We start from the raw sequence: 25,074 nt of genomic DNA on the forward strand, positions 1-25,074 counted from the left end.
GTTCCTCGAGACAGCGGATCGGTGCTGATCAGGGTCCGTGCGTCTGCGAAGTGGGGGCGAACCGCGCGGGAATTCGGTTTGTTGCGGGGCTGCGAATGCTTTAGAATAGAGGGATCAGCGCGGCCGGCGAACTTGCCCGGCGCATCTATCGGAGGCTAATGAGATGACTAAGAGAACGCCCGGCAACGGGACGAGCCATCGGCAAGGAGAAAAACGCGGAGGGGGCGACGGATTCCGAGGCGCGAGGGGCGACGGCCGGCCGGGAGACGAACGCGCGGCTCGGGGAGCCAGCGTCGGCGGTTCAAGCGGACGCAGCGCGGGAGGGCGCGGAGCGAGAGGCAGCTCCGGCAGTGTTGGCGGCTCTCCTGCAGCGAACGGCGGTGGCCGGACTGGCAGCCGCGGCGGGCGTGACGGCAACGAGGCCAGGCCCGGCGCTCGCAGCGGACCAGCGCGCAGCGGGCCGAAGCGCGCACCCTCGTCGCCGAAGGCGGACCGGACCCGCTCCTACACCGTGAGCGAGCCGGCCGAGCTGCTCGCGTTCCTGCTCGCCAAGCTGTCCCATCAAGGACGCAACGCCGTGAAGGCGATCCTGGCGCGCGGCCAAGTGTCGGTTAACGATCGTGTCGTGACCGCCTACAATCATCCGCTGAAGCCCGGCTACGCCGTGACGATCAGCATGGAGAAGCCGGACCAGGCGCCCCCGCTCGTCGGACTCTCGATTCTCTATGAGGACGACGACCTCATCATCGTCAGCAAGGAAGCCGGCCTGCTCTCGATCGCTTCCACGCAGGAGAACGAAGTGACCGCCTATCGCCAGCTGAACGAACACGTGCGGCGGACGGATCCCGCGGGGCGCATTTTCGTCGTGCACCGGCTCGACCGCGACACGTCCGGCGTGATGATGTTCGCGAAGCGCGAGGACGTGCAGCAGGCGCTGCAGAACAACTGGCAGGAGGCGGTGCTGGAGCGGACGTACGTCGCGCTGGTCGAAGGGAACGTCAAAAAGCCGGAAGGCACGATCTCCTCCTGGCTCAAAGAGAGCAAGACGCTCAAGATGTTCTCCAGCCCCTATCCGAACGACGGACAGCATGCCGTCACGCACTACAAGACGCTGCGCGCGAGCCCGCAATTCTCGCTGCTGCAGGTAGAGCTTGAGACCGGGCGCAAGAATCAGATCCGCGTACACATGCAGGACCTCGGCCATCCCGTCGTCGGGGACAAGAAGTACGGCTCCCGCTCCAAAGCGCTGACCCGCCTCGGCCTGCATGCCCGCGTGCTGGCCTTCGCGCATCCGGTCAGCGGCGAGACGATGCGCTTCGAGACGGAGATTCCGAAGTCGTTCCTTCACGCGTTTAAAGACGAGGCTCGTCCTTAGTGAAAGACTGCTTTGCTTATGAGACTTTGATGACGTCGGCAATACCGTATCCTTAACGGATCGTTAGTCATTTATATGCTGTCCGATTTTGTAGTGGCCGTAACCTTGGCAGAATCGGATCTTGCGCAAGAAGTTGCGGATAAATGGATCGCAAGCAGCGAAGAGCTGCGAAGGTCAGCGGGCTGGAGTTGTTACTGCTGGCTTTTGGGCAATCGACCGGACGGTGCATTTTCCGAAAGCAAACTCGCCCATATGCTTGAAATGGCGGAAAACACGATTCACGATTTTCCCGAAAGAACGAAATACGCGATGAACAATTTTATTTACGCCGTGGGGATCTCCTATTTGCCTCTCCATGATAAGGCAGTCGAGACCTCCGGTAGAAGTCAAACGGGACAAGTCAAAAAGCAAGTTTCTGCTGGCTTCCGAAAATATACAAAAGGCAGTGGATAAAGGATAACTTGGTTTCAAACGCAAACATGTAAGGTGTTAAACTGTCGCCTCTACGGACATCTGCAGATTCTTAGCAGCTGTCCGTTTTTTCATTAAAGTAATGAACATGGACTGAAGCGATGTTCCGTTTGCTGTCGGCCGCCCGGAGCGCTCCAGCTCCGGCTCTTTTATGCGGCGAGTCCGACCGCCTTTCCCTCTGTTCCGCCCCGCACGAGCCTTGCGGTACAAGCATTCCTTGCTCCCGTAAAGTTTAGGCCTGTTCAATCCGCCCAAGACCCGGTAAAATCAGATTATGTCGGTTTTTGTCAACTGGTAAATTCATCTGATTGAAAATACGCCTCAAGGGTGGTTCTTTTGGTTCAACTCCAAAGCTCCTACAATGGGTCCATGGTTGCATTGTCCATTCTCATTGCAGTGATCGCTTCTATCACCGCCCTCCATATGGGCCGGCAAGTCGCCAAGTCCAAAGGACGCTCCCGTTCGAGCTGGCTCGCTTGCGGCGCCGCCGCCATGGGGATCGGCATCTGGTCGATGCACTTCATCGCCATGCTGGGCATGAGCCTCCCGATCGAAGTCCGCTACGATGATCGGCTTGTCCTCTTGTCGGTCGCCATATCCGTTCTCGCATCGGGCATCGCGCTCTACGTCGTCGGCAGAGACAACCTGAGCCGGAGGCGGCTCCTCATCGGCGGGTTCGCGATGGGCATCGGCATTGCCGGCATGCACTATACAGGCATGGCCGCGATGAGGTTGAACGCGCATGTCCGTTACGACCCGCTCTTCTTCGCCGCCTCCGTCCTCATCGGGATCGCCGTGTCGACCGCCGCGCTGTGGATCGCGTTCCGTCCCGGCGGCGCCGGCGGGTGGCGCAAGCGGGCGTTCGGCGGCCTCCTCATGGGCGTTGCCATTGCCGGGATGCACTATGCAGGCATGGCCGCTACCGCTTTCGAATCGGATGCGCATACCATGATGGGCACCGGACGTCAATCCGGCTCTCCGATGCTGGGCTTCGCGATCGGCCTCTCGACGCTGCTGGTCCTCGGCATCTCGCTGGTCTGCGCCTTCATCGAACGCGTCTGGCTCGCGCAGCTGAAGCAGCAGCTCGAGCGCGACAAGCGCATCGAATCGCTGTTTCGCCACAGTCAGGACGGCGTCTTCTCCTTCACGCTGACCGGCCGCCTGCTTGACGCCAACCATGCGGCCGAGCACATGACCGGATTCAGCCGCGCCGAGCTGCTGGCGATGCCGCCGACGGATCTCGTCTGCGAGGAATTCCGGCAAACGACGAGAACGCAATTTATCGAAGCCGTCGGCGGACAGTCCCGCAACTTCGACAGCGCGCTCACGCACCGGGATGGCAGCCGCATCGAGGTCAACAACACCAACGTGCCGGTCGTCGTCGAGGACGAGGTCGTCGGCGTCTACACGATCGTCCGGGACATTACGGAGCGGAAGATGTCCGAGCGGCGCATGAAGCATATGGCGCATCACGATGAAGTGACGGGTCTGCCGAACCGCCGCCTGTTCGAACGGCAAGTCACGAAGATATTGGCGGGCCCGTCCGCCGACGTTCAACCGCTGGCCGTCCTCTTCCTCGACATTGACCGATTCAAGCTGGTCAACGACTCGCAGGGCCATGACATCGGGGACTTGCTCCTTCGCGCCATCGCTTCGAGATTGCGTCAGGCCGTCGGCGACGCCGGCATCATCGCCCGCCTCGGCGGCGACGAATTCTCCGTCCTGCTCGCCCAGGGCGTCACCCGGGAGGCGATCCAATGCATCGCCGCGCGGATCAACCGGGAGATCGATATTCCCTTCTCGCTGCGCGGCCGGGACATTCACATCACGGCTAGCATCGGTATCGCGCTCTATCCCGATGACGGCGACAACTGCATCGCCTTGATGAAGCATGCGGATACGGCCATGTATTCCGCCAAAGCGGAAGGCAAGAACACGTTCCGGTTCTATCGGCAGACGATGAACGAAGAGCTGACCGAGCGCGTACAGCTGGAGAACGAGCTGCGCAAGGCGCTGGAGCGCGGAGAGTTCTTCCTCGTCTATCAGCCCCAAATGGACATCGCGAGCGGCCGGATCGTCGGCGTCGAGGCGCTGATCCGCTGGCGGCACGGAGAGAAAGGACTCGTCTCCCCCGCCGACTTCATCCCGCTCGCCGAGGAGACCGGCATGATCGTCCCGATCGGCGAATGGGTGCTCCGTACGGCCTGCCGTCAGGCGAAGCGCTGGCATGGCGCGGGGCTCGCGGACCTGCGGATGTCGGTCAACCTGTCCAGCCGGCAGTTCATGAGCCAGGACCTGGCCGACTCGATCCGGCGGATCATCCAGGAGACCGGGTTCGATCCGGGTCTGCTGGATCTGGAGATCACGGAGTCCATGACGCTGGACGTGGGTCGCGCCATCGCCACGCTTCATCAGCTGAAGCAGCTCGGCGTCTCGATCTCGATCGACGACTTCGGCACGGGATACAGCTCGCTCAGCTACCTGAAGAACTTCCCCGTCGACCGGCTGAAGATCGACCGGTCGTTCATCAGCCAGATGCTGTCCGACACCAACGACCGTTCCATCGTATCGACGATCATCGCGCTCGCGCACAACCTGAATCTCCAAGTCGTCGCCGAGGGCGTCGAGACGGATGCGCAGTCCGCCTTCCTCGCCTCCCATGGCTGCGACGAGATGCAAGGCTACTTGATCAGCAAGCCGCTGCCGGAGGAAGACATCCATCGCCTCGTCCTGCAGCGCGTCCACTGAATCCGGTCATCATCAAGAGAAAGCAAAAGGCTCATCCCGCGGACCCCAGGGTCCTGCGGGATGAGCCTTGTTCGTGCCGGCGTGCAGAGCTTAACCGAAGATCGCGTCGATGACCGGCTTCGTATGGCCGCCCGGATAGAGAAGGTAGAGCAGCACGTACACCGTCACTCCCGTAATCGCGGTCGCGAACCAGATCACGGCGGTCGTCCGTCCCCATCTGCGGTGCTTGGCGAAGTTCTTCTTGAAGGCCAGCGTCAGCGTCGTGATGCCGAACACCGCGGCCACCATCGCGAGGATGATATGGAAGACCAAGAAGATCGTATAGATCGTCTTGAGGTGGTCCGGACCGCCCCACTCGGTGTTGCCCACGAAGATCGTACGGGACACGTAGATGATGAAGAACAGCACCGCGGCGATCGCGGCGGCGATCATCGTCTTCTCGTGCGCCTCACGCCTGCGCTTGATAATGAGACGCCAACCGATCGCGACCAGAATCGCGCTCAGGGCGATAAAGCTCGTACTAATCGTCGGCATAATCGTATAACTCGACATGTCTTGGCTCACCTGCTCCAGCGAACTTAATCCTCTACATTGTAACTTGCCGCGCAACGTTGTTCAAACGTTAAAAGGCTTCTTCACACATTGTTCAAACGTCCCGAAGCGGCATGATCGAACGTAGGATCCTCGTCCTGCGCGCGCTCGCGCTTGTACCACTGCATGAAGACGGTGAACAGCGCGATGATGTTGACGCCCTCCTGCAGCAGCTTCATGATGATCCCGCCGAGCTGTTGATCGTCCAGCGGCGAGAGCAGGCTGAAGAACGCCGGTCCGCCTTCGAACTTCGAGAGCAGCGCGGACGGATCTCCCGAGACGCAATAGCCCATCGCCTTCACCCACACTTGAGGATCGTTGTAGACGCCGAACAGCGGCGTGCTGGCGAAGATGATCAAGACGCAAGCCGGCGTCAGGAGCAAGCCGTTCAAGAAGATGAAGCCCAGCTTGCGCAAGTTCGTCAGACGGGACCATTCGGGCACCGGGGACGTCACGTGCCACCAGCTGATCATCGACGTGAGGAACAGCGCCAGATAGTACAGCGCGTGCACGCGATAGTGCGTCATGATCCAGTCGTGGTTGTTCGGCATGTGATAGAACGAAAACAGCAGGTTGAACGCGAACAGGCCGAACAGCGGGTTCATCAAGAACCGGAACGGACGCCACGCCTTGTGCGAGAAGACGGAACGCCACAGCCATGGCGGTACGCCATACAGCAGCATAGGCGGTACGATAAAGTAAGAGACGGCCATGTCCGACATATGGAACGTGAACATCAAGTGCCCCATGAGACTAAGAGGTCCGCCCTGCACGAGATAGAGCAGCGCGACCCCCGCGATGAACGAGGCCTGGCGGCCGAAGCCGACCGGACCGCTGTCCGCGAAGCGTTCGCGCCACGGACCGACGACGAACGTGTACAAGACGATGATCGCCAGCATCAGCGTGAGGAGATAGGGACTCCACAAGTCGACGAACGAGAAATATTGCAAGCCCATCATCCATTCCTCCTTTCTTCATGATGTCCAATTCGAGGAAAAATAAGGCTTCTCCGTCTCCGGAGGGGGCCTATCCTCAAGAAAAAAGAGGCGGGGTGAATGACCCGCCTCTCTGAAGTTTAATTCGATTTTACCACCAAACCCAGTACAGCGCCATGATCACCATCGTGAACACGACGATGACGCCGAACAGAATCCCGAAGATCGGGAACAAATGGCCGCGGTCCTTCATGTGCATCCAGAATGCCATCTGAACGAACACTTGGAGAATCGCCATGGAGACGAGAATGATGTAGGTGAAGGTCTGATTGATCTCGCCGGCCGCTACGGCGGCGAAGGCGATAATCGTCAGCGCGAGGGACATCACGAACGCGACGATATGCTTCTGCGGTCCCTCTGCCCTGTGGCGTCTAGTTTCTTCCTCGGAGGAAGCCGAATGGTTGCTCGCCATACGATTAACCCACCTTTCCCATCAGGTAGACAACGGTGAAGATGAATACCCAGACGACGTCGATGAAGTGCCAGTAGATCGCGGACACGTAGATCTTCGGCGCGGTGACGACCGTCAGGCCCTTCTTGAAAATCTGGGCGATCAGCAGTCCGATCCACAATACGCCGAACGCGACATGCGCGCCGTGGAAGCCGACAAGCGTATAGAAGGACGAACTGAATGCGCTGGTCGCGAATTGATGTCCTTCGCTGACATAGGTGTTGAACTCGTAGATCTCAAGGCCGAGGAAGCAAAGTCCGAGCAGGATCGTGACGATCAGCCAGACGATCATCGCCTTGACCCGGTTCTGGTGCATCGCCTGTACGGCGAACACGCTCATGAGACTCGAGAACAACAGGATCATCGTAGCCGCGAATACCATCGGCAGTTCGAACAAGTGGTCCGCCGTCGGACCGTCGAGGGTCTGATGGCGGAGCGCGATGAAGGCGGCGAACAGGGTGCCGAACAGGACCGTCTCCGCGCCGAGGAAGAGCCAGAAGCCCAGGACTTTATTGCGTCCTTCTAGCGTCGCTTTCTCCGGTTCGTGCGGCAAGTGTCCGTCTGCATGTTCATGTGCGCTCATACGTGCACCCCTTTCTCCTGCTCCTCCGGTTCGATATGGAACCCGTGGTCGTCGAACACGGAACGAAGGAACATACAGCCAAATGTAACGACGAGTCCGGCGATGGCGATGATCAGATGATCATACATGAAGCCGAGGCCGGCTGCGAACAATCCGATGCTCATAACGAGCGGCAGGATCGAAGGCGAAGGCATGTGGATCGAACCGACCGGTTCTGCCGGCGGCATCTCAGCGTTGCCCTTTTGCTTCTCGTTCCACCAGGCGTCGTAGCTGCGCACCAGGGGAAGCTGTTTGAAGTTGTATTCAGGCGGCGGCGACGGGATGGACCATTCGAGCGAACGGCCGTCTTCCCAAGGATCGTCCGCGACTTTTTGTTTCTTGGCGGCGCTCGCAATGACGTTCACCAGGAAGAAGATCGTGCCGATCCCCATCAGGAAGGCGCCTACCGAGCTGATGAGGTTCATCGTATCGAAGCCTTGGTTCGGCAGATATGTCCAGACGCGGCGCGGCATCCCCAGGAGCCCCAGGAAGTGCTGCACGAAGAACGTCAGATGGAAGCCGATGAAGAACGTCCAGAACGTGAACTTGCCAAGCGTCTCGTTCAGCATGCGGCCGAACATCTTCGGCCACCAGTAGTGCAAGCCGGCGAAGATGCCGAAGATCAAACCGCCTACGATAACGTAGTGGAAGTGAGCGACGACGAAGTAGCTGTCATGGTATTGGAAGTCAGCCGGCGCGGATGCGAGCATAACCCCGGTGACGCCGCCCATGACGAACGTCGGAATGAATCCGATCGCGAACAGGTTCGCGGTCGTGAAGCGGATCGAGCCGCCCCACAGGGTGAACAGCCAGTTGAAGATCTTGACCCCGGTCGGCACCGCGATCAGCATCGTGGCGATGGAGAACAGACCGTTCGCGACCGGACCGAGGCCCGTCGTGAACATGTGGTGAGCCCAAACCATGAAGCCGAGGAACGCGATCAGGACGGTCGCGAACACCATCGAGCTGTAGCCGAACAGACGCTTGCGGGCGAACGTGCTTACGACTTCGGAGATGATCCCGAAGGCCGGCAGGATCAGGATGTACACCTCGGGGTGACCGAACACCCAGAAGATGTGTTCCCACAGGACGGCGTTGCCGCCGCTGCCGGTCTCGAAGAAGTTCGCATGGAACAACCGGTCGAACGTCAAGGCGACCAGGCCGACCGTCAGTACCGGGAAAGCGAAGACGATCAGCGCGGACGTGATGAAGATCGTCCAAGTGAACATCGGCATGCGCATGAAGGACATGCCCGGCGCGCGCATGTTGATGATCGTGGCCATGAAGTTGATGCCGCCGAGCAGGGTGCCGATACCGGCAATTTGCAGGCCCATCAGGTAGTAATCGACGCCGTGGCCGCTGCTGTACGTCGGACTGGCAAGCGGCACGTAAGACGTCCAGCCTGCGTCAGGCACGTTGCCTGCGAACCAGCTGATGTTCAGCAGGACCCCGCCGGCGAAGAACGTCCAGAAGCCGAGCGAGTTCAGAAACGGGAACGCGACGTCGCGCGCCCCGATCTGCAGCGGGATGACGGCGTTCATCAGCGCGAACAGCATCGGCATCGCCGCAAGGAAGATCATGGTCGTGCCGTGCATCGTGAGCAATTCGTTAAACGTATCCGCGCCGACGAAGTCGTTCATCGGCTTCATCAGCTGGATCCGAATCATCATAGCTTCCAGCCCGCCGACGATGAAGAACAAGCCGCCTGCGATTAAGTACAAAATTCCGATTTTCTTATGGTCGACGGTCGTCAGCCAGTCCATCAAGCCTCGATAACGCTTGACTGTGTGCGCGTGTGCAGCCAAAGCCGCGTACCTCCTTCATTACCCGCAGAAGCTAGAGTATTAGTAGTCAAGCTTGTAATCGGCCAAGTACTTGGCGATACCGTCGAGCTCTTCTTGCGTCAGATCCAGGTCTTTCGCGCTCGGCATCATGTTGCCCGGCTTGACCTTCTGCGTGTCGGTAACCCATTCCTTGATATTCTCTTCAGTCGATTTTTCGTCGTTGTAGAGAATGCCCGCGATCGTCTGGCGGCTGCCGATACCCGTCAAGTTCGGCGCGCTGCTGCCCGCGTTGTTCTCGCCTACGGCGTGGCAAGTCAAGCACTTGTTCTCGAACGCTTCCTTGATCTTGCTGTCTTCAGGCATCACGGCCGGCGCCTTCATCGCGGCGACCCAACGGTCGAACGAGGCTTGGCTGACCGCCTTGGCCTTGAAGTCCATCAAGCTGTGGGAAGGTCCGCAGAGCTCCGCGCATTTTCCCCGGAAGACGCCTTCCTTCGGGAATTCGAGGTACAACTTGTTCGTCGTGCCCGTCCCCGCGTTCGTATCGATCTTGCCGCCGATCGAAGGAATCCAGAATGCATGCGTCACGTCAGCGGACGCCAGCTTGAACTGAATCTTCTTGCCGGTCGGCACAACCAGCTCTTGCCCCGTCTTGATCCCATACTCGGGATACTCGAACTCCCACCAGTATTGGTGCGAAGTAACCGTAACCTGCAGCGCTTTCGGATCTTTGGAGTAGTCCTTCGACAGACCGAATACCGTGTTGATCGTCGGGACGCCGAGGATCAGCAGCAGGATGATCGGAACGACCGTCCAGATGATCTCGAGCGTGTGATTGCCTTCGACCTGCTTCGGCACGGTCTTGTCGCCCTTGCGGCGACGGAACCGGATCAGCACGTAGATGCAAATCGCAAATACGACAACGACGACCAGCGCCATGATGCTGATCGACAGCGTCATGAGGTCAAATTGTTTCTGGGCTACTGGCCCCTGCGGGTTCAGAGTGGACAAGTCCTCTCTTCCGCATGCGGACAGGAGTAGAATCATTCCTGCCGCCAGCGGGAGCAGCCGCTTCATTACGCGCCACCGATTCATCATCATTCATCCCCACTTTGACTTTTTCATAGATTGCCTGTTTGCATTAGGTGTGGCGGGCGGCAACCTACGTGTTGCGCGATGTTGAACCAATCAACACACGTTCTAATCACTCTAATAAATATTAAGTTTGGCACGACGGTTTGTCAATGTTCACAGAACAGTTCACAAATTGTTCTCAAAACTGTCAAAATCGTTGCCGCTCAAGGGTTTTCGCGTTCTTCGGACCGTCTCGGAAGCGCTGTGCGGAGGATTTGAAAGCGCCATCCGGACCCGCTTCGGACCTTATCCCGCCCCGGTCCCGCTTCCGCTCCCTCCCCTCATCTTTTACCAATCGCACCGGGTTTTATGTACGGCGCCCGGAGCATACTTTTACCCGCCGGGCGAACAATACGAACATCAAGCGGATGAGGGATGGAGGAAAGGGAGCATGCAGCTGCGTAAAGCGATCGTGTCGCTCGGCGTCGCCGCCCTTGCTTGCGGACTGCTCGGAGCGTGCAACTACAAAGGCGAGTTCCACCGAAGCGCCCACGATTACGGGAGCCGTCTGCCGAACGACCCGAAGATGGCGCGCGTTCGGGCGTACAGCCCCGTGACGACGGATCCGAAAATGCACGACAACCGTTACTTCGAGTATAGTTCCAAGCTGTCTTACAAAGTATCGAATCTGCCCGGCGTCAGCGACGCGATCGTCATCCTGACGGACAAGAACGCGTATGTCGGCATCACGACCGACCGGTCCGCCACGGGCACGATGTCCCATGGCGGCAAGCGGGTGCACGAGCAGGACAACACCGGCACGACCGAAGGCGTCTACAACGTCGATACGGGGAGCAACCGCTGGGACATGCGGAAGATCGTGACGCCGTACAACTCCTACTTCTCGCACAAGGACATCTCGGACTTGTCCACCGAATTCAGGCAGACGATCGCCTTGAACGTCCGTGCGCAGGCGCCGAACGTGCAGGGCGTTCATATCTCCGCGAACCAGGAATTCATGAACCAGATGCTCGACTTCGCCAGAGCTTCCTGGGCGGGCAAGCCGCTCGCGCCGCTCACGCCCGAATTCAACAAGCTGGCCAAATACACATTCAGCCTGGGCGACCAAGTGCCGATCCCGCTCACGGACAAATAATTAGCGACGCTATATTATAAAGGAAATAACGGCGCGAAGGCCCGCCGGCTTCCTCTGGCTGGTCTTCGGCATGCCGTCATCGCTCGGATGAGAACGGCCTGCTCCCGTTCGATCCGGACCTGGACCGGCGAGGCTTATCCGTCCGGCCGCGAAAAAAAAGCGGCAAGGGAACCCTAAGGCCCCTTGCCGCGATCATCTCCGCTTCAGGAAGCGGACGAATTCAATTTGAGCAACTCGCGTTCCACGAGCATCGTAAGTTCATCCTCATAACCGCCGGTAATTCTGTATTTCCGAATGTAATCTTTTACGAACTTGCGTGGGTCCTTGGGCCGGAAAATTCTCGTCAGTTCTCGCAGGCTTTCCTGAACTTCGTTGTGACTACGTTTCGCCATGCCATATTCCCTCCCAGCGGAAAAATCCCGCAAGTTTCGCTACACTGTCAACACCCCGGCTGCCTATTGATGATATTTACTTCATGCTCCTCCCTATTATACCAGTTATCGGACGGGGTTGAAAGCAAAACCGGATTACACCCTCACCTCGAACAGATGAAGGCCGCCCGACAATGCGAATCGCTCGCCCGGGCGAAGCTCGTAGCGTTCGCCCGCCTGCAGCCGGCTCCCGTCCGGCAGAAAGGTGCCGTTGGAGGACCCGTGGTCCTCGAGCAGGAAGGCGCCACGCTCCGCTTCGTACCGCAGCGAGCAGTGCTTGCGGCTGATCTCCCCCGAATCGAACGGGAAGACGAGGCCGCATTGGGCGGCATCCCTGCCGATCGAGAGCGGCCGCGCCGACAGCTTGAAGCTGGCGCCCGCGAACTCGCCCTGCAAGCCGCAGAGCCGAGGCTCCCCCTCTCCGGCTTGAACGAGGGGTTCCGGCGCCGAACCCAGTCTGGATAGCGGTATCGTATAATCGGGCAGAATCGCGCCTTCGTCGTCCCCGCGATCTTCGTCCCAATCGCCGTCCAAGTCGGCGGACGTTTCCCGTTCCGCCTGCTCGGGCGAGGCTTCGTCGGGCAGCGCGTACTCGTCCCTGCGGTTCTTACCCCTCGCGGTCATCTGTAGAAACGCGACGACCGCCAAGGCCGCCACGACGATGCCGATCCCCATGGCTGCGAGCAGAGGAAGCGTTCCGATGGCATTCTGAGCAGCCGTAGCGTCCAGCTTCATGGACGCGGCCGCCGGTTTCGCTCCGATCGCGGAACTCCCCAGGGTTCCGATTGTTGCGAACGCCCGCCGACCGGATATGCGGATCCGGCCCACGACCGTCTTCATGAATGCCTCCCCCCTCTCTTGTCTATTATCGGTTCGGAGCGACACCGAATTCACCCCCGCGCGCGCGCGTCGCCGCCTGATTATTGTAAACGCTTTCGAACTGTCGAAAAGAAGAAAGGCCTCTTGCATGCCCCTATTAAACAGTATACCGAAACGCGCCTTCGGCTTCAATTCACATTCTCCATAATTTAGAAACTTTTAATCCTTTTTACTGTTCTCCGCGCGATCGTCCGCGCCGTCTCCGGTGGCTTGCGGACCGGATTCCCGGAGCTCCCGCCGGACCACCTTGCCGATCAGCGAAGTCGGCAGCGCTTCGCGGAATTCGTAGCGGTGCGGCACTTTGAACGGCGCGAGGCGATCGCGGCACCACCGGTTCAGCTGCATCTCCGATACCTGCCATCCCTCCCTTAGCACGATGAACGCTTTGACCGTCTCTCCGCGGTAATCGTCCGGCACGCCGACGACTGCCGCTTCCCGGATCGCGGGATGCTCGAACAGCACCTCTTCGACCTCTCTAGGATAGACGTTGAAGCCGCCCGCCAGGATCACGTCTTTTTTCCGGTCGATGATCGTGAAGAATCCGTCTTCGTCCATCCAGCCGATATCGCCCGTCCGCAGCCACCCGTCCTGCAGCACCTTGTCGGTCTCCTCCGGCCTTCCCCAGTACCCCTTCATGACTTGCGGCCCTCGAACCGCGACTTCGCCGATCTCGCCCGGCGGCAGCTCGACGAACAGGTCCTCGCCGACGATCCGGGCGTCCGTATCCGGCAGCGGGATGCCGATCGTTCCCGGCTTGCGGAAGCCCCACAACGGATTGCAGTGCGTCACCGGCGACGCCTCCGTGAGCCCGTACCCCTCGTTCAGCCGTCCGCCGGACAGCTGTTCGAATCGGTCCTGCACCTCGCGCGGGAGCGGCGCCGCTCCGCTGACGCACACCCGGATCGAGCGCAGATCTCCCTCCCTCGCGTCCGGATGATTCAAGAGAGCGATGTACATCGTCGGGGCGCCGGGGAACACGGTGGGACGCTTGCGGCGGATCGTCTCGAGCACCGCCTTCGGCTCGAAGCGGGGAATGAGCAGCAGGCTGCTCCCCAGGTAGACGCTCTGATTCATGAGCACGGTCAACCCGAACACGTGGAAAAGCGGGAGCGCGGCCAAATATCGTTCCTGGCCTTCCTTCGTGCTGTAGAACCAAGCCGTCGTCTGCATCGTGTTGGCGATGATGTTCGCATGCGTGAGCATGACGCCCTTCGCGACGCCCGTCGTCCCGCCGGTGTATTGGATGAGCGCCAGATCCGTTCCGGCGTCCGCCGGCTCGCAGAGGGGCGTGTCCGGCGCGCGCCGCAGCAGCGCGCTCCAGCGCACCGTGCCGTTCGCGCCGTAGCCGATCTTGAGCCCCGGATGCTCGCGTCGCCGCTTGAGCGGATACAGCCGGTTCTTGGGGAAGGGCAGGCCGTCCGAGAGCGAGGTGACGATCAGGTGCCGGATCGCCGTCTCTCCCCGTACCGCTTCGACCCGGGGCACTAGCAGATCCAGCGCGATCACGGCCTTGGCGCCCGAATCGGCCAGCTGGTGCCGCAGCTCCCGCTCCCGGTACAGCGGATTCGTCTGAACCGCCACCGCGCCGGCCATCAGAATCCCGTAATAGGCGACGACCGCCTGCGGGCAATTGGGCAGCAGGATGGCGACCCGGTCTCCCTTCTCGATACCCAGTCCGCGCAGCGCGTTGGCGAGACGGGCCGCCCGCTTCGCCAGCTCCGCATAGCTGTAGGATCGGCCGAGAAATTCCATCGCTTCGCCGCCGGGGAACTTCCCCGCCGCATCCGTCAGGAATTGCGCGGCGTTCCCGTCCGGATAGCGGAGCGTCTCGGGTACTTCCTTCGGATAATGGCGCAGCCAGATCTTCCCGCTGCCGCGGCCGCCGGCGTTGTCGTTCATGCGCGCGTTCCTCCCCCGTATGAATGGAATTCCCGGCATTCGTCCCGGATGAATTTTAAACGCTTTCAAATGAATGGGTTTGGATCATTTTATTCCGAGCCCCGCCCCTCGTATGCCAGGACGCGCTAATAAGGCCGCCGCATGCCAGAAAAAAAACGGCCTGGAACTCCGGCGGCCCAGGCCGTCGAGAACCGCTGGGCCGAGGCGAGATTCGCGAAATAAAAAAGCGCTGAGAAGTCTCCAAGACTTTCTCGGCACTCTGTGTTGTTCTTCGTACATTTGGCTCGTCTTCGCCGCAACAAGGCTAATGTGATGTACCCAGTACGTCTCTTTGCGAGTCTTCGCTGCTTCTGGGCCAAAGTGTCGTACCCAGTACGTCTCTTTGCGCAACTTCGCCGCTTCTGGGCCGAAGTGTCGTACCCAGTACGTCTCTTTGCGCAACTTCGCCGCTTCTGGGCCGAAGTGTCGTACCCAGTACGTCTCTTTGCGCAACTTCGCCGCTTCTAGGCCAAAGTATCGTACCCAGTACGTCTCTTGGCTGGTCCTCGACCGTAACAAGCCGCCGGGAAACCGGCGGCCCGCTAACTTGACTCCATAGACAGCTCCGTTCGACCGAACTGCTAGCGAACCGCTCACATTAAACCGCGCCGAGCGGCGCATCTATCGCGGGCGCTCTAACGGCTCGCCTCCAGCCTACCGGAGCAGATCCTGCAGATCCTTCAGCGTCGGCTTGTGGAACGACACGACGACTTCGCCATCCCTTACGTTCACGTCCTTCACCTTCATCAGCTTCGGCAGCTCGCGGCCGAGCGGAATCACCACGTCGTCGAAGTTGTCGGCAGGCAAGCCGACGTCCTTCACGGACGCTTTCTCTACCGTCGCCGTCAGATTGGGATCGTCCCAGGATAGCCGGTAGGTCAGCGTCAGGCCGACGGGCACCCGGTCCGCGACCCGGATATTGAGATCCGCGACGAGCCGATCGGTCCCGGACAGGCGGAACGCCGCTCCCTGAATCACAACATCCTTGCTGTACTGCGGATTGCGGGCGATCGAGGCCTTGGCCAGATTGTTCACGTCGGCCTCCGTCAGGACGAGCTCGGTGGACAACCGCCGCAGCATGTCGAGACCGCGCTGCTCGAGCGGCACTTCCTCGTACTGCAGATCGAGCTTCTTGTCGGGCGACACGTACCAATAAGCCAATGCCCCGCCCGCCCCGACGAAGACGATCAGCACGATTATGGCGATCAACAGTTTTTTCATGAATAGACGTCCCCTTTCCCTGGTTCGGCCGCGCGCTGGGCAACTACCGATTGACTTCCGCCTTACGTAAGAGTATAACATTATATAAATTCAATGACGGGAACGCGTTCCCCGGACTCCTCGAACCCCAGAGAGTCGGCGCTTGCTGCGAGCCGACGTTCGAACCCGGCCGAATATCCTCCCCGAGAAGCCGCGCCGAATCACAAGATCTGCTGCCGCTAGGCGCGGACGGAAGCCCCCGTTAGAGAGGCAGCGTCTGTCTGGACGCGACGAAGAGCGCCGCATCCCCTTGCGATCCCCCGCGATCGGAGGCCGTTGCGGAATTAGGGTGGTAACACGGAGATCATCCGTCCCTTTATGAGGGGCGGTTTTTTGTTTTTCCGGCATCCTGCGGGGAGAGGACGCTTGCGCGTCCGCCCGAATTCGAACCGTCAACCGCGAGCGCCGGCGCCATCTGCGCCGCTCTCTTCTCTTACCCTCTATCAGAAAGGAAGATCGCCATGTCCGATCCGATGTCCGCCGCCCCCCTTCCCGCCGTCCGTCTGGAGGATATCCTTCAAGCCTCCCACGTGCTCCGGGACGTCATCGTCCCCACGCCGCTCCAGCCGAACCGCTCGCTGTCCGCCAAGCACGGCTGCAACGTCCTCCTCAAGCGCGAGGATCTGCAGGTGGTCCGTTCGTTCAAGATTCGCGGCGCCTACAACTTGATCTCCTCGCTGCCCGAGTCCGAGCGGGCCCGCGGCGTCGTGTGCGCCAGCGCCGGCAATCACGCCCAAGGGGTCGCGTACTCCTGCCAAGCGCTCGGCATCCCCGGGATCATCTATATGCCCGCCACCACGCCGCGGCAGAAGATTAACCAAGTGAAGCTGTTCGGAGGGGACAACGTCGAGGTTCGCCTGATCGGCGACACCTTCGACGACGCCTATGCCGAAGCGATCCGCGCCAGCCGCGAGACGGACATGTCCTTCGTGCATCCGTTCGACGATCCGCGGATCGTCGCGGGCAACGGCACGGTAGGCAAAGAGATCTACGAGACCAGCCGGCAGCCGATCGACGTGCTGCTCGTCACGGTCGGCGGGGGCGGCCTGGCTGCGGGGGTCGCCGCCTACGTAAAGACGGTCAGCCCCTCCACCGTCATCATCGGCGTCGAACCGGAAGGCGCCCCTTCCATGCGCGCGTCGCTGGACGAACAGGCGGTCGTGACGCTGGAGGAGATCGACAAGTTCGTGGACGGAGCCGCCGTGAAGCGGGTCGGGGATCTCACCTACGCGCTCTGCCGCGAGCTGCTGGACGACGTCGTCGTCGTGCCGGAAGGCCGCATCTGCACGACGATCCTGGAGCTGTACAACGAGCATGCCATCGTAGCCGAGCCAGCGGGCGCGCTCACGGTCGCGGCGTTGCCGATGCTGGCCGACCGCCTCGCCGGCAAGAACGTCGTCTGCATCGTCAGCGGCGGCAACAACGACGTCGACCGGATGCAGGAGATCAAGGAACGCTCGCTCATCTACGAGGGACTGAAGCATTATTTCATGATCAACTTCCCGCAGCGCGCGGGCGCGCTGCGCGAGTTCCTCGACGACGTGCTCGGCCCAAGCGACGACATCGTGCAATTCGAATATACGAAGAAGCACAACAAGGAGAACGGACCGGCGCTCGTCGGCATCGAGCTGAAGAGCCCGGACGACTACGATCCGCTAGTCGAGCGCATGACGCGCAAGGGATTCCGCTACGTCGAGCTGAACAAGGATCCCCAGCTGTTCAATTTGCTAATTTGACCTCCGGTTAATTTGGTATTTACAAAGGTACATTACATTAAAATAAGGAGTGAAAGCAGAAGCAAGATAAAGGAGCGGGAACGATGGGGGAACAGCCGGAGATGACGACCCTGCCCCGGAGAGGACCGAAGGTACTTATCCTGTATGCGCAATTCGGAGAAGGCCACTGGCAGGCGGCGCAAGCGTTGAAAGCGGGCTTCGAACGGCACGGCATCGCGGACGTGCGCCTCCTCGACCTGATGGCCGAATCGCATCCGATCGTGAACGGCGTCAGCCGGTTCGTCTATCGCAACAGCTATGCGTACTGGCCGCAGGTCTACGGCTGGGTGTACGCGGCCACGAAGGACATGAAGCCCCGCTCGCTGTTCGCCCATTGGCTGCATTCGTTCGGGGCGGACACGATGAAGCGCCTCATCCGGCGCGAGCAGCCGGACATCGTCATTCATACGTTTCCCGCCCTCGTGCTGCCCGCGATGGCCGGCCGGCTCGGTCGTCGCATCCGGATGTACAACGTCGTCACCGACTTCGAGCTTCACATGCGCTGGGTGCACCCGCAGGTGAACAAATATTATGTCGCGACCGAGGATCTGCGCGACCAGCTGGCCGGAACGGGCGTGCCGCGGGAGCGCATCGCCGTCACCGGCATCCCGCTGCGCGGCGCCTTCGGCCGGGGGCACGGGCGCAGCGCCTTGGCGGCCGCCGCGGCGCGATACGGGCTGGACGCCCGCCGCCCCGTCGTGCTCGTCATGGCCGGCGCCCAGGGCGCGCTCCCGGGCGTCCGCGAGCTGTGCGGCCGCCTGTGCGCGGAGCCGGGCGTGCAGACGGCGATCGTCTGCGGCCGCAATCGCGCCCTGGCGGACGACCTGCGGCTCGCCTTCGCCGGGAATGGGAACGTCGCGGTCTTCGATTACGTAGAGCAAATCGACGAGCTGATGGGGCTGTCGACCTGCATCGTCACGAAGCCGGGCGGGTTGACGCTGTCCGAGGCGATCCTGGCCGGCCTCCCCATCTTCCTCTACCGGCCGGTGCCGGGACAGGAACGGGGCAACGCCCGCTACTTGGCGGCCAAGGGCGCGGCCGTCGTATGCCGTACGGGCCGCGAGCTGGCGAATGCCGTCCTGGGCCTCTTGGGCGATCCCGCGAAGCGGCGGGAGATGCTGTCGGCGCTGGAAGGACTGCGCAAGAAGGATGCGGCCGACCGGATCGTTTTGGATATTTTGCAGGATTTGCCTATAATTGAAATGAACGAATCCGCAGCCCGGATCTGAATCGGCCGGACCGTAGTCGGCTTCGCCGTCCGCCAAAGCGGGTAAACACGTCTTTATCGGCGGCGTTTCGGCGAACGAGCCGGACGGATCGATTCCGCTCCGAACGCGGACAAGACCCTGCCCGGCCCTTCGGCCGCGGCAGGCTTTCAAAGGAGATCTCCTGTGAAATCAGCCCCCTTGCGGTCCTTTTTCAATCCGGAAATGTCGTTGCTCGCTCTTATTCTCTTCATGGTCGAATTCGTACGGGGCGCGGCGCTCATCAGCTTTCTGCCCATCTACGGCAAGAATACGCTCGGCCTCGACCTCGACGTCATCGGGGTCGCGATCACCGCGCATTACCTGGTCGATACGGCATTGAAGCTGGGCATCGGATACTTGATGCACCGCTTCGCCGTACGCACGCTCATTAACGGCGGACTGCTCGCTTCGCTCATCGGCGTCTTCCTCCTCGGGTATGCGGATGTACCCTGGCTGTTCATCGCCGCGTCCGGGCTATACGGCCTCGGCATCTCGCCGATCTGGATCTACTGCCTGACGAAGGTCAAGGAAGAAGGCCGCGGCGCGCAGATGGGCTTCCTCTATACGATCTGGCTCGTGGGGCTCGGCGCCGGCCCCGTCGTCATGAACCTGCTGCTGGAGCGCGGCGCTTCGCTGAGCTACTGGGTCATGGTGCTTGGCTCCGCCGCGGCGTGGCTGCTGTCGTTCCTCATTCCGGCCGAGTCGCGCGCGGACGTGGAGACGGTACCGTTCCGCCGCCAGCTCGCCGTACTCGGCTCCCGCCTGAACGAGATGAAGCCGCTCCTGCCCGGCATGGTCATGCAGACGTTGGCGGCCGGCATGCTGCAGCCGATCCTGCCCAGCTTCGCCAAGGATCATCTCGGGATGTCGCCGACCCAGTATTCGATCCTGCTCTTCATCGGCGGCGGATGTACCGTTGCCGGCTTGATCCCGATGGGACGGTTCTCGGACTCGTTCGGCAAAAAGTGGTTCCTCGTCGCCGGCTTCCTCATCTTCGGCGTCGCGCTTTACGGGTTGACGCTGCATCCGGTCCTCGGCTTGGCGCTCGCTTGGGCGCTCGTCCTCGGGCTGTCCTACGCCGCCGTGCTGCCGGCCTGGAACTCGCTGCTCGCCGCCTACGTGCCGCCCGGCCAGAAGGGTCTGGGCTGGGGCGTCCTGTCGACGGTCGAAGGCATCGGCGGCCTGCTCGGCCCCGGCATCGGCGGCTTGATCGCGACGGCGAACGGGGAGCCGTACGTGGTCGTGGTGGCCGCGGCGATCTTCGCCGTCATCAGCTTCATCTACCTGCTCTTCCCCTTCCGCCTGTTCCGGGGCGAGAATCCGGCGCAGCCATCGTGAGGTACGCTATGCACCTGCTATGGACAGCCTTCGCGTCCGGACGTTGGCAGCAATGGACGCACGAATTGAAAAGCCTGGACCTGGACAAGATCCAGGCGCTGCTGGACCGCTTCTCCGCGCTGGGTCCGCTGCCGGGCATCCTGCTCCCGCTGACCGAATCGCTGCTGCCCTTCCTGCCGCTGGTCGTGTTCGTCGTGGCGAATGCGCTGTCCTACGGCATGTGGCTCGGCTTCCTCTACTCCTGGATCGGCGTCTGCATCGGCTCGCTGCTCGTCTTCCTGCTGGCCCGCGGCATCGGACGGCGATACAGCGAGCGCATCCGCGCACGGATGCCCAAGATGGAGAAGTTCTTCTCCTGGATCGAGACCAAGGGCTTCACGCCGATCTTCGTTCTCTCTTGCTTTCCCTTCTCCCCGTCCGCGCTGGTCAACATCGCCTCGGGCATGTCCATGATCCCGCTCCATACGTTCATGATCGCCGCGGTCATGGGCAAAGCCGTCATGATCTTTACGCTTTCTTTCTTAGGACACGACTTGAACGCGCTCGTCCATCAGCCTTGGCGCTTGGCCGTCGCGGGCGTCATCCTCGTCCTGCTGTGGCTGCTGGGCAAAAAGCTGGAATCGCGGTATGTCGGGTAACGGCGGGAAGGCCGGCGTCGCGTTGCGTCGGGTAGAAGCTGACGAAAATGGACGGAAGACGGCTTAAAGCCGATTCAACGAGAGGAGCGACCGCCATGTCTTGGGTGAACGTGATCGGATACGGACTTTCCATCGCCCTCTTGGCCGCCCTCCTCGGCTGCATGTTCCTGATGGTCCGCGTCTTGTCCGGCGATGCCGGCAAATATCCGGAGCTGAAGGAGATGGTCGAGGCGCTGTTCGGCACCCCCGCCCATCTGCGTCCGGGACCGGGCGCAGCCCCGGATGTTTCGGCCGCAGGAGACGGCCCTATGCAGGATCGCCCGCACGGAGACCCGCCGGTTCGGAGCGACGGCGACGAGGAGATGACGCCCGCCGTCTACGACGAGACGTGTCCCGCCTGCCAATCGCCCGTCACGCACCGGCACGTCTTCTGCCCCTCCTGCGATCTCCGCCTGCAGGACTAAGGTTCGCACGCACGGCGAGCGGACGCCAGCATAAGCGGCATTCGTCCGTGGCACCCTATTCGGGTGACTTCACCGAATAAGGAGGAATCGCCATGTCCGGCGAACAACCGTCCGCAGGCCAGATCAAAGCGAGCCGCGCCCAATCCAAGGCCGACCGCTCGGGCCAAGGCAAGGCTGCAGCAAGCCGTCTGCAATCCGAAACCGACCGCGCCGCCGTGCCGAAGCACGGACAGTAACGCATCCTATGACGAGGTGAGACGATGAGCAAAGACATGAATCCGGTCTCGGGCGAGCCTGTCGAAGTCGATGGCGTATACAAGAACGAGTGGGGCCGCGAAGAAGAGCTGAAGCGCGGCGACCTTTTCCCGGCCGACGTCATGCTCGGCAACACCGAATGGGAATGGGTCGAGATGAGCTTCGACAACCACCACGAGGGCGAGACGGACCCGAGGCTCGTGCCGAAGGAGAAAGATATCGACAAGCAAGGCAAGATTCTGCATCCCCGCAGACAGGTGGACCGCGGCTCCAAGGGCTGATCGTCCGCTTCGCTCGAAAAGAGGCTATCCTCGCGACCGCACGCAGCGGCCGGGGATAGCCTCTTGCCTTGTTCATCTTATTCGTCGGACGCTTCGCCTTCCTGCCGGTCGAGCCAATGCTCGGTGAGCTTGTCCAGACGCCGCAGCCGATCTTCGTAGGCGAAGATGGCCGACGCGACGGTCAGCAGCCGCGTCCGCGCGGCCGGGTCCTGCTCCCCCTCGTTGATCAGCTCGGTTAGGAGGACCGTTCCTTCCGGCGGCGGCGCCGCGGCGGCGGCGTTGGCCTTCAGCTTGCCTTCCCATTTCCAGAGCAGCTGCTCGTGATAGCTGCACAGCGTCTCGATCTGGCGATCCACGAGCCGGCTCCAGGAGCCTTCCGGCGCGGCGGAGAAGTAATACTCCTCGACCGCGTCGACCAGCGTCACGCCCCGCTCCAACGCGGACAGCATGCCCTTGTACACCACGAGCAGGCGCGCGCGATGAGCCCGCGACTTGCGCCGCAGCACCCGTTCCTCCGCGAACAGATCGTAGAAGCCCTCCAGCTTGCGCAGATTTCCGCGGAGGCCGTTCAGCTCGTCCTTGAACACCTTCTCCTTGAGCTCGTTGGAGACGGATGTCCGAAGCAGCCGGGACAGCTGCGATTGAGCATCTTGAACGTAACTGAGAAACCGGCTGCGATGACGGGGCGGCGCAACGGCGATATTGACCACGAATGACGAGACGATGCCGGTCAGCAGCGCCGCCAGACGGTCCCAGATCAGCGGCCAGCCGAGCCCGTGCGCCTCCATCAGGACGACGACGGTCACGACGGTCAAGCCGATCGTCTCCTCCGCCTTCAGCCGAATGCACAGCAGGATGACGAAGATCGAGACCAAGCCGATGGACAGAGGACTGCTACCGACCAGCCAGACGGCCAGCAGTGCGATGCCCGCGCCGAGTAAGTTGCTCTGCAGCTGCTGAAGCACCTGCACCCAACTGCGATAGATGGAAGGCTGAATCATCACGATCGCGGCGATCGCCGCGATCAGCGGCGACTGCAGTCCGCTCAGTTCGCCGACCCAGAGGGCGATCGCCACGGCCAGCCCGGTCTTGAATACGCGGGCGCCGATCTTCATGGCGATTCGGCCCCCTCCCCCGTCAAGCGGATCTCCGTCTCCGCCAGCGGTTGCCCGTTGACCACGAGGACGAGCCGGTGCGCGCCCGGATGATGGCGGCGGGTCGACAGGTCGGCGAAGGCGTGCCGCCTGGCGCCGCTGACTTGCTCGCCTCCGGCGGCGACGCGTTCGCTGAGCTTGAACAGCTTGCGGTAGGCTTTGCCGCTCGGGCGCGGGTAATAGACGGCCAGCTCGAGCCGCAGCTTGGCCCCCGCCCCCTCAGGCATGCGCAAGGCGTATTGAATCTCCGCGGCGCCCCCGATCGACACTTCGGAAGGCGAGGCCGACCAGGCCGTCACCTCGATGCCGGACAGCGGCGCCAGGCCGAAGAGCGCCAGCGCCTCCGGATCGGCGGATTGGCGGATCAGGCTTCTGCACGCGTGCCGCAGCAGCGCGTCCGTCTCCGGCTGCCGGCCGAACCAGCGCTTGGCCAGCTCGAGCACAAGGGCCGGATGGTCCTTGGAGATGTCGTTCAGATTGTTGGCTACGCTGCGGCGGACATACTCGGACGGATCGGCCTTCAGCGCCTCCAGGATCGGCAGGATCGGCGACGGGTCGCGCTTGAACGCGGGCAGCGCGTCCGCCCACGGCAGCCGGGGCCGGCATCCCTCGCTCGCGAGCCGCCGGACGTGCTCGTCCGCATCCAGGCTCCACGCCTGCATCTGCGCCATCATCCGGGGCGTATCCCGCTTGATGAACGGACGCACGGCGAATTCGGCCGAAGAGAGCGCCGTGAACTTCGCCAGCGCGCGCATCGATCGCTCCCAGTCGTCCAGGCCGAATCGCTCCACGAAGTCCGGGAAAAACAAATACGGGAAGCCCCGGCAGTCGTCCGCGATCCCTTCGAGGACGTCCAACGCTTCTTCGTACCGCTGCGGCAGCTTCTCTCCCAAGCTGTCGGTGATGCGCCGGATGCGCCCTTTGAGCTCCAAGCGTTCCCAGCCTTCGCCCAGGACGAGCCGGACGAAGCCGGCCGCGTCGAACCCGGCATGCCGCCGCCTTACCCGTTCTCCGAACTGCTTCAGAAATGCTTCGTCATATATGGCTTTAAGCGGTTCGGCCATGCTTTTATCCCCCTTGCGCGCTTCCCCATCGGTCAGGCTTGATCCCTTATTATAACATCTCGCGGGCCATCTCCGCTCGGTCCGTCGGCGCCCCGATCCCGGCAGCCTCCCGGATCCGCCCGCTGAGCGCGAACAGGAAGGCCGACGCAAAGGCGGTCGTCGCAGCCGTCTTCCAGCCTTCCTTTATCGTCAACAGCAGCAGCACCGCGCTCTCGTCCATCTGGCGGGTATCGACCGCGTCCATGCCGACGGCCGCCGCCGCAGCGACGATGCCCAGGGCGAAGAAGCCTCTGGCCGCCTTGCGGGCGCCGAGCAGCCGCCACAGTCCCCACATCGCGCACAGCCCGCACACCGCATAGAGCGGAATCAGCCAGTCTCCCGCTTCCATCCAAGGCAGCAGCCGGACGCCGGTCATCTCCAAATACCGGTCGCGCAGCCGCTCGTGCAGGGCGAACCGCTCGTCGAGCGCGAGCCACGCGAATACGGCCGCGACGACCGTCCAGCCTAGACCCTCGCGGCGCTCCAGGAAGCGGACTCGCCGCCGGGCCGTCGGTTCCGGGGCCGGCGCCTCCCGCTTCCCGGCGGCGAGCAGGGCGTTCAAGCCGGCCAGCGCCGCCCCGAGTACCAGCAGCACGCTCTCCAGCCAACCCTGCGGGGTCGTCTCCGCCGCCACATAGATCCAGTATTGCGGCCATCCGGCCGCGATCATCCCGCCTGTGAAGCCGGCAACGGCCAGCCACAAGGCGAGCAGGAGCAGCCGCTCCGCGCGGCGCCAGCGATCCAGCTGCCTCTTGCGGTCCTGCCGCTTCATAGCGTGTCCACCAGACGGCGCGGTTCGCCTGCGGCCAGCTCGCACAGGTTGGCGATCCACATCTCGTAACCGCGTCCGATCACCTCTGCCGAGTACCAAGCCGTGTGCCCCGTCTGCAGCATCCGGCCTTCGGCGAGCCGCGAGGCCTGCGCCTCCGAGAACGTCGCCCTCCCCCGGGCCGTGATGACCACTACTTGGGTACCTGCCAACGAGATCCCTCCGACTCTACAATTCTCCATATCCTTCCACTAACTATAACCCATTTGGACGCG

At 61.8% G+C, this 25,074-nt stretch carries 24 protein-coding genes, 1 pseudogene and 1 other annotated feature; of the genes and pseudogenes, 11 read left to right on the top strand and 14 right to left on the bottom strand.

Features of this window, described 5'->3' with window-relative positions:
* Positions 1-511 precede the first annotated feature (511 nt).
* The 3 genes and pseudogenes from H7C19_RS27620 (at position 512) to H7C19_RS27630 (ending at position 4,594) form a co-directional block, all read left to right on the top strand.
* Positions 512-1,375 carry an RluA family pseudouridine synthase gene (locus tag H7C19_RS27620; RefSeq protein ID WP_313732029.1) on the top strand — a complete coding sequence of 288 codons (864 nt, stop codon included), beginning with the start codon at positions 512-514 and terminating at the stop codon, positions 1,373-1,375.
* A 72-nt stretch (positions 1,376-1,447) separates the two neighbouring features.
* Positions 1,448-1,835: pseudogene (locus tag H7C19_RS27625) on the top strand (DNA alkylation repair protein); the annotation flags it as partial.
* Between the two features lie 407 nt (positions 1,836-2,242).
* Complete coding sequence (locus H7C19_RS27630; RefSeq protein WP_221469515.1) at positions 2,243-4,594, top strand: bifunctional diguanylate cyclase/phosphodiesterase; 2,352 nt, start codon at positions 2,243-2,245, stop codon at positions 4,592-4,594.
* Between the two features lie 90 nt (positions 4,595-4,684).
* Here the strand turns inward: H7C19_RS27630 and H7C19_RS27635 are convergent, their stop codons facing one another.
* The 6 genes from H7C19_RS27635 to coxB form a co-directional block, all read right to left on the bottom strand.
* On the bottom strand, positions 4,685-5,146 hold the full coding sequence (locus H7C19_RS27635; RefSeq protein ID WP_185672321.1) for a DUF420 domain-containing protein: 462 nt from the start codon (positions 5,144-5,146) through the stop codon (positions 4,685-4,687).
* Positions 5,147-5,229: 83 nt separating this feature from the next.
* Positions 5,230-6,141 carry a cytochrome c oxidase assembly factor CtaG gene (gene ctaG / locus H7C19_RS27640; protein ID WP_313732019.1) on the bottom strand — a complete coding sequence of 304 codons (912 nt, stop codon included), beginning with the start codon at positions 6,139-6,141 and terminating at the stop codon, positions 5,230-5,232.
* A 130-nt stretch (positions 6,142-6,271) separates the two neighbouring features.
* Positions 6,272-6,592, bottom strand: coding sequence for a cytochrome C oxidase subunit IV family protein (locus H7C19_RS27645; protein ID WP_185672323.1), 321 nt, complete (start codon positions 6,590-6,592; stop codon positions 6,272-6,274).
* Between the two features lie 4 nt (positions 6,593-6,596).
* Positions 6,597-7,214 carry a cytochrome (ubi)quinol oxidase subunit III gene (locus H7C19_RS27650; RefSeq protein WP_185672324.1) on the bottom strand — a complete coding sequence of 206 codons (618 nt, stop codon included), beginning with the start codon at positions 7,212-7,214 and terminating at the stop codon, positions 6,597-6,599.
* Positions 7,211-9,016, bottom strand: a complete 1,806-nt coding sequence (gene ctaD, locus H7C19_RS27655; protein ID WP_185672418.1) for a cytochrome c oxidase subunit I — start codon at positions 9,014-9,016, stop codon at positions 7,211-7,213. Before ctaD ends, H7C19_RS27650 begins: the two co-directional genes overlap by 4 nt.
* Positions 9,017-9,097: 81 nt before the next feature.
* On the bottom strand, positions 9,098-10,135 hold the full coding sequence (gene coxB, locus H7C19_RS27660) for a cytochrome c oxidase subunit II (protein ID WP_185672325.1): 1,038 nt from the start codon (positions 10,133-10,135) through the stop codon (positions 9,098-9,100).
* Between the two features lie 427 nt (positions 10,136-10,562).
* On the opposite strand from coxB, the gene H7C19_RS27665 reads away from it, so the two are divergent.
* Positions 10,563-11,267, top strand: a complete 705-nt coding sequence (locus H7C19_RS27665; protein ID WP_185672326.1) for a YhcN/YlaJ family sporulation lipoprotein — start codon at positions 10,563-10,565, stop codon at positions 11,265-11,267.
* Positions 11,268-11,470: 203 nt separating this feature from the next.
* Here the strand turns inward: H7C19_RS27665 and H7C19_RS27670 are convergent, their stop codons facing one another.
* The 4 genes from H7C19_RS27670 to H7C19_RS27685 form a co-directional block, all read right to left on the bottom strand.
* Positions 11,471-11,659 (bottom strand): hypothetical protein, encoded by a 189-nt coding sequence (locus H7C19_RS27670; protein WP_185672327.1) that lies wholly within the window; start codon positions 11,657-11,659, stop codon positions 11,471-11,473.
* 135 nt (positions 11,660-11,794) lie between these two features.
* A complete protein-coding gene (locus tag H7C19_RS27675; protein ID WP_185672328.1) occupies positions 11,795-12,538 on the bottom strand; it encodes an FHA domain-containing protein in 744 nt (247 codons plus the stop codon).
* Between the two features lie 198 nt (positions 12,539-12,736).
* Positions 12,737-14,476, bottom strand: a complete 1,740-nt coding sequence (locus H7C19_RS27680; protein ID WP_185672329.1) for a long-chain-fatty-acid--CoA ligase — start codon at positions 14,474-14,476, stop codon at positions 12,737-12,739.
* A 693-nt stretch (positions 14,477-15,169) separates the two neighbouring features.
* On the bottom strand, positions 15,170-15,736 hold the full coding sequence (locus H7C19_RS27685; protein WP_185672330.1) for a hypothetical protein: 567 nt from the start codon (positions 15,734-15,736) through the stop codon (positions 15,170-15,172).
* 84 nt (positions 15,737-15,820) lie between these two features.
* Positions 15,821-16,094: a binding site (T-box leader), on the top strand.
* A gap of 142 nt (positions 16,095-16,236) precedes the next feature.
* Between H7C19_RS27685 and ilvA the strand changes: the two genes are divergently transcribed.
* The 7 genes from ilvA to H7C19_RS27720 all read left to right on the top strand — a co-directional run bounded on the left by ilvA (position 16,237) and on the right by H7C19_RS27720 (position 21,773).
* On the top strand, positions 16,237-17,511 hold the full coding sequence (gene ilvA / locus H7C19_RS27690) for a threonine ammonia-lyase IlvA (RefSeq protein WP_246469849.1): 1,275 nt from the start codon (positions 16,237-16,239) through the stop codon (positions 17,509-17,511).
* Positions 17,512-17,594: 83 nt separating this feature from the next.
* Positions 17,595-18,779, top strand: a complete 1,185-nt coding sequence (locus H7C19_RS27695; protein ID WP_185672331.1) for an MGDG synthase family glycosyltransferase — start codon at positions 17,595-17,597, stop codon at positions 18,777-18,779.
* Positions 18,780-19,007: 228 nt separating this feature from the next.
* Complete coding sequence (locus tag H7C19_RS27700; RefSeq protein ID WP_246469850.1) at positions 19,008-20,135, top strand: MFS transporter; 1,128 nt, start codon at positions 19,008-19,010, stop codon at positions 20,133-20,135.
* Positions 20,136-20,143: 8 nt separating this feature from the next.
* Positions 20,144-20,773: a TVP38/TMEM64 family protein gene (locus tag H7C19_RS27705; RefSeq protein WP_185672332.1), complete on the top strand. Its 630-nt coding sequence runs from the start codon at positions 20,144-20,146 to the stop codon at positions 20,771-20,773.
* Between the two features lie 95 nt (positions 20,774-20,868).
* On the top strand, positions 20,869-21,237 hold the full coding sequence (locus H7C19_RS27710) for a hypothetical protein (protein WP_185672333.1): 369 nt from the start codon (positions 20,869-20,871) through the stop codon (positions 21,235-21,237).
* 92 nt (positions 21,238-21,329) lie between these two features.
* The gene (locus H7C19_RS27715) at positions 21,330-21,473 is read left to right on the top strand and encodes a hypothetical protein (protein WP_185672334.1); all 144 of its coding nucleotides are present in this window, start codon (positions 21,330-21,332) and stop codon (positions 21,471-21,473) included.
* A gap of 24 nt (positions 21,474-21,497) precedes the next feature.
* Complete coding sequence (locus tag H7C19_RS27720) at positions 21,498-21,773, top strand: transposase (protein ID WP_185672335.1); 276 nt, start codon at positions 21,498-21,500, stop codon at positions 21,771-21,773.
* Positions 21,774-21,850: 77 nt separating this feature from the next.
* Here the strand turns inward: H7C19_RS27720 and H7C19_RS27725 are convergent, their stop codons facing one another.
* Genes H7C19_RS27725 through H7C19_RS27740 form a run of 4 tightly spaced genes read right to left on the bottom strand, consistent with a single transcriptional unit; the run spans position 21,851 to position 25,011 of the window.
* A complete protein-coding gene (locus H7C19_RS27725; RefSeq protein WP_185672336.1) occupies positions 21,851-22,888 on the bottom strand; it encodes an aromatic acid exporter family protein in 1,038 nt (345 codons plus the stop codon).
* On the bottom strand, positions 22,885-23,991 hold the full coding sequence (locus H7C19_RS27730; RefSeq protein WP_185672337.1) for a DNA alkylation repair protein: 1,107 nt from the start codon (positions 23,989-23,991) through the stop codon (positions 22,885-22,887). Before H7C19_RS27730 ends, H7C19_RS27725 begins: the two co-directional genes overlap by 4 nt.
* Positions 23,992-24,040: 49 nt before the next feature.
* The gene (locus tag H7C19_RS27735) at positions 24,041-24,802 is read right to left on the bottom strand and encodes a DUF8692 domain-containing protein (protein ID WP_185672338.1); all 762 of its coding nucleotides are present in this window, start codon (positions 24,800-24,802) and stop codon (positions 24,041-24,043) included.
* On the bottom strand, positions 24,799-25,011 hold the full coding sequence (locus H7C19_RS27740) for a hypothetical protein (RefSeq protein ID WP_185672339.1): 213 nt from the start codon (positions 25,009-25,011) through the stop codon (positions 24,799-24,801). The genes H7C19_RS27735 and H7C19_RS27740 overlap by 4 nt, the downstream gene beginning before the upstream one ends.
* Positions 25,012-25,074 lie beyond the last annotated feature (63 nt).

The organism is Cohnella nanjingensis (assembly GCF_014212125.1).
Classification (GTDB): Bacteria; Bacillota; Bacilli; order Paenibacillales; family Paenibacillaceae; genus Cohnella; species Cohnella nanjingensis.

What these genes read in the sequence shown, in the direction of transcription:
- H7C19_RS27700 (WP_246469850.1), top strand. Translation starts at nt 19,008, where the DNA reads ATGGTCGAATTCGTACGGGGCGCGGCGCTCATCAGCTTTCTGCCCATC.
- ctaG (WP_313732019.1), bottom strand. Translation starts at nt 6,141, where the DNA reads ATGGGCTTGCAATATTTCTCGTTCGTCGACTTGTGGAGTCCCTATCTC.
- H7C19_RS27705 (WP_185672332.1), top strand. Translation starts at nt 20,144, where the DNA reads ATGCACCTGCTATGGACAGCCTTCGCGTCCGGACGTTGGCAGCAATGG.
- H7C19_RS27675 (WP_185672328.1), bottom strand. Translation starts at nt 12,538, where the DNA reads ATGAAGACGGTCGTGGGCCGGATCCGCATATCCGGTCGGCGGGCGTTC.
- H7C19_RS27720 (WP_185672335.1), top strand. Translation starts at nt 21,498, where the DNA reads ATGAGCAAAGACATGAATCCGGTCTCGGGCGAGCCTGTCGAAGTCGAT.
- ilvA (WP_246469849.1), top strand. Translation starts at nt 16,237, where the DNA reads ATGTCCGATCCGATGTCCGCCGCCCCCCTTCCCGCCGTCCGTCTGGAG.
- H7C19_RS27730 (WP_185672337.1), bottom strand. Translation starts at nt 23,991, where the DNA reads ATGGCCGAACCGCTTAAAGCCATATATGACGAAGCATTTCTGAAGCAG.
- coxB (WP_185672325.1), bottom strand. Translation starts at nt 10,135, where the DNA reads ATGATGAATCGGTGGCGCGTAATGAAGCGGCTGCTCCCGCTGGCGGCA.
- H7C19_RS27735 (WP_185672338.1), bottom strand. Translation starts at nt 24,802, where the DNA reads ATGAAGCGGCAGGACCGCAAGAGGCAGCTGGATCGCTGGCGCCGCGCG.
- H7C19_RS27650 (WP_185672324.1), bottom strand. Translation starts at nt 7,214, where the DNA reads ATGAGCGCACATGAACATGCAGACGGACACTTGCCGCACGAACCGGAG.
- H7C19_RS27670 (WP_185672327.1), bottom strand. Translation starts at nt 11,659, where the DNA reads ATGGCGAAACGTAGTCACAACGAAGTTCAGGAAAGCCTGCGAGAACTG.
- H7C19_RS27645 (WP_185672323.1), bottom strand. Translation starts at nt 6,592, where the DNA reads ATGGCGAGCAACCATTCGGCTTCCTCCGAGGAAGAAACTAGACGCCAC.
- H7C19_RS27725 (WP_185672336.1), bottom strand. Translation starts at nt 22,888, where the DNA reads ATGAAGATCGGCGCCCGCGTATTCAAGACCGGGCTGGCCGTGGCGATC.
- H7C19_RS27710 (WP_185672333.1), top strand. Translation starts at nt 20,869, where the DNA reads ATGTCTTGGGTGAACGTGATCGGATACGGACTTTCCATCGCCCTCTTG.
- H7C19_RS27695 (WP_185672331.1), top strand. Translation starts at nt 17,595, where the DNA reads ATGGGGGAACAGCCGGAGATGACGACCCTGCCCCGGAGAGGACCGAAG.
- H7C19_RS27635 (WP_185672321.1), bottom strand. Translation starts at nt 5,146, where the DNA reads ATGTCGAGTTATACGATTATGCCGACGATTAGTACGAGCTTTATCGCC.
- ctaD (WP_185672418.1), bottom strand. Translation starts at nt 9,016, where the DNA reads ATGGACTGGCTGACGACCGTCGACCATAAGAAAATCGGAATTTTGTAC.
- H7C19_RS27665 (WP_185672326.1), top strand. Translation starts at nt 10,563, where the DNA reads ATGCAGCTGCGTAAAGCGATCGTGTCGCTCGGCGTCGCCGCCCTTGCT.
- H7C19_RS27715 (WP_185672334.1), top strand. Translation starts at nt 21,330, where the DNA reads ATGTCCGGCGAACAACCGTCCGCAGGCCAGATCAAAGCGAGCCGCGCC.
- H7C19_RS27685 (WP_185672330.1), bottom strand. Translation starts at nt 15,736, where the DNA reads ATGAAAAAACTGTTGATCGCCATAATCGTGCTGATCGTCTTCGTCGGG.
- H7C19_RS27680 (WP_185672329.1), bottom strand. Translation starts at nt 14,476, where the DNA reads ATGAACGACAACGCCGGCGGCCGCGGCAGCGGGAAGATCTGGCTGCGC.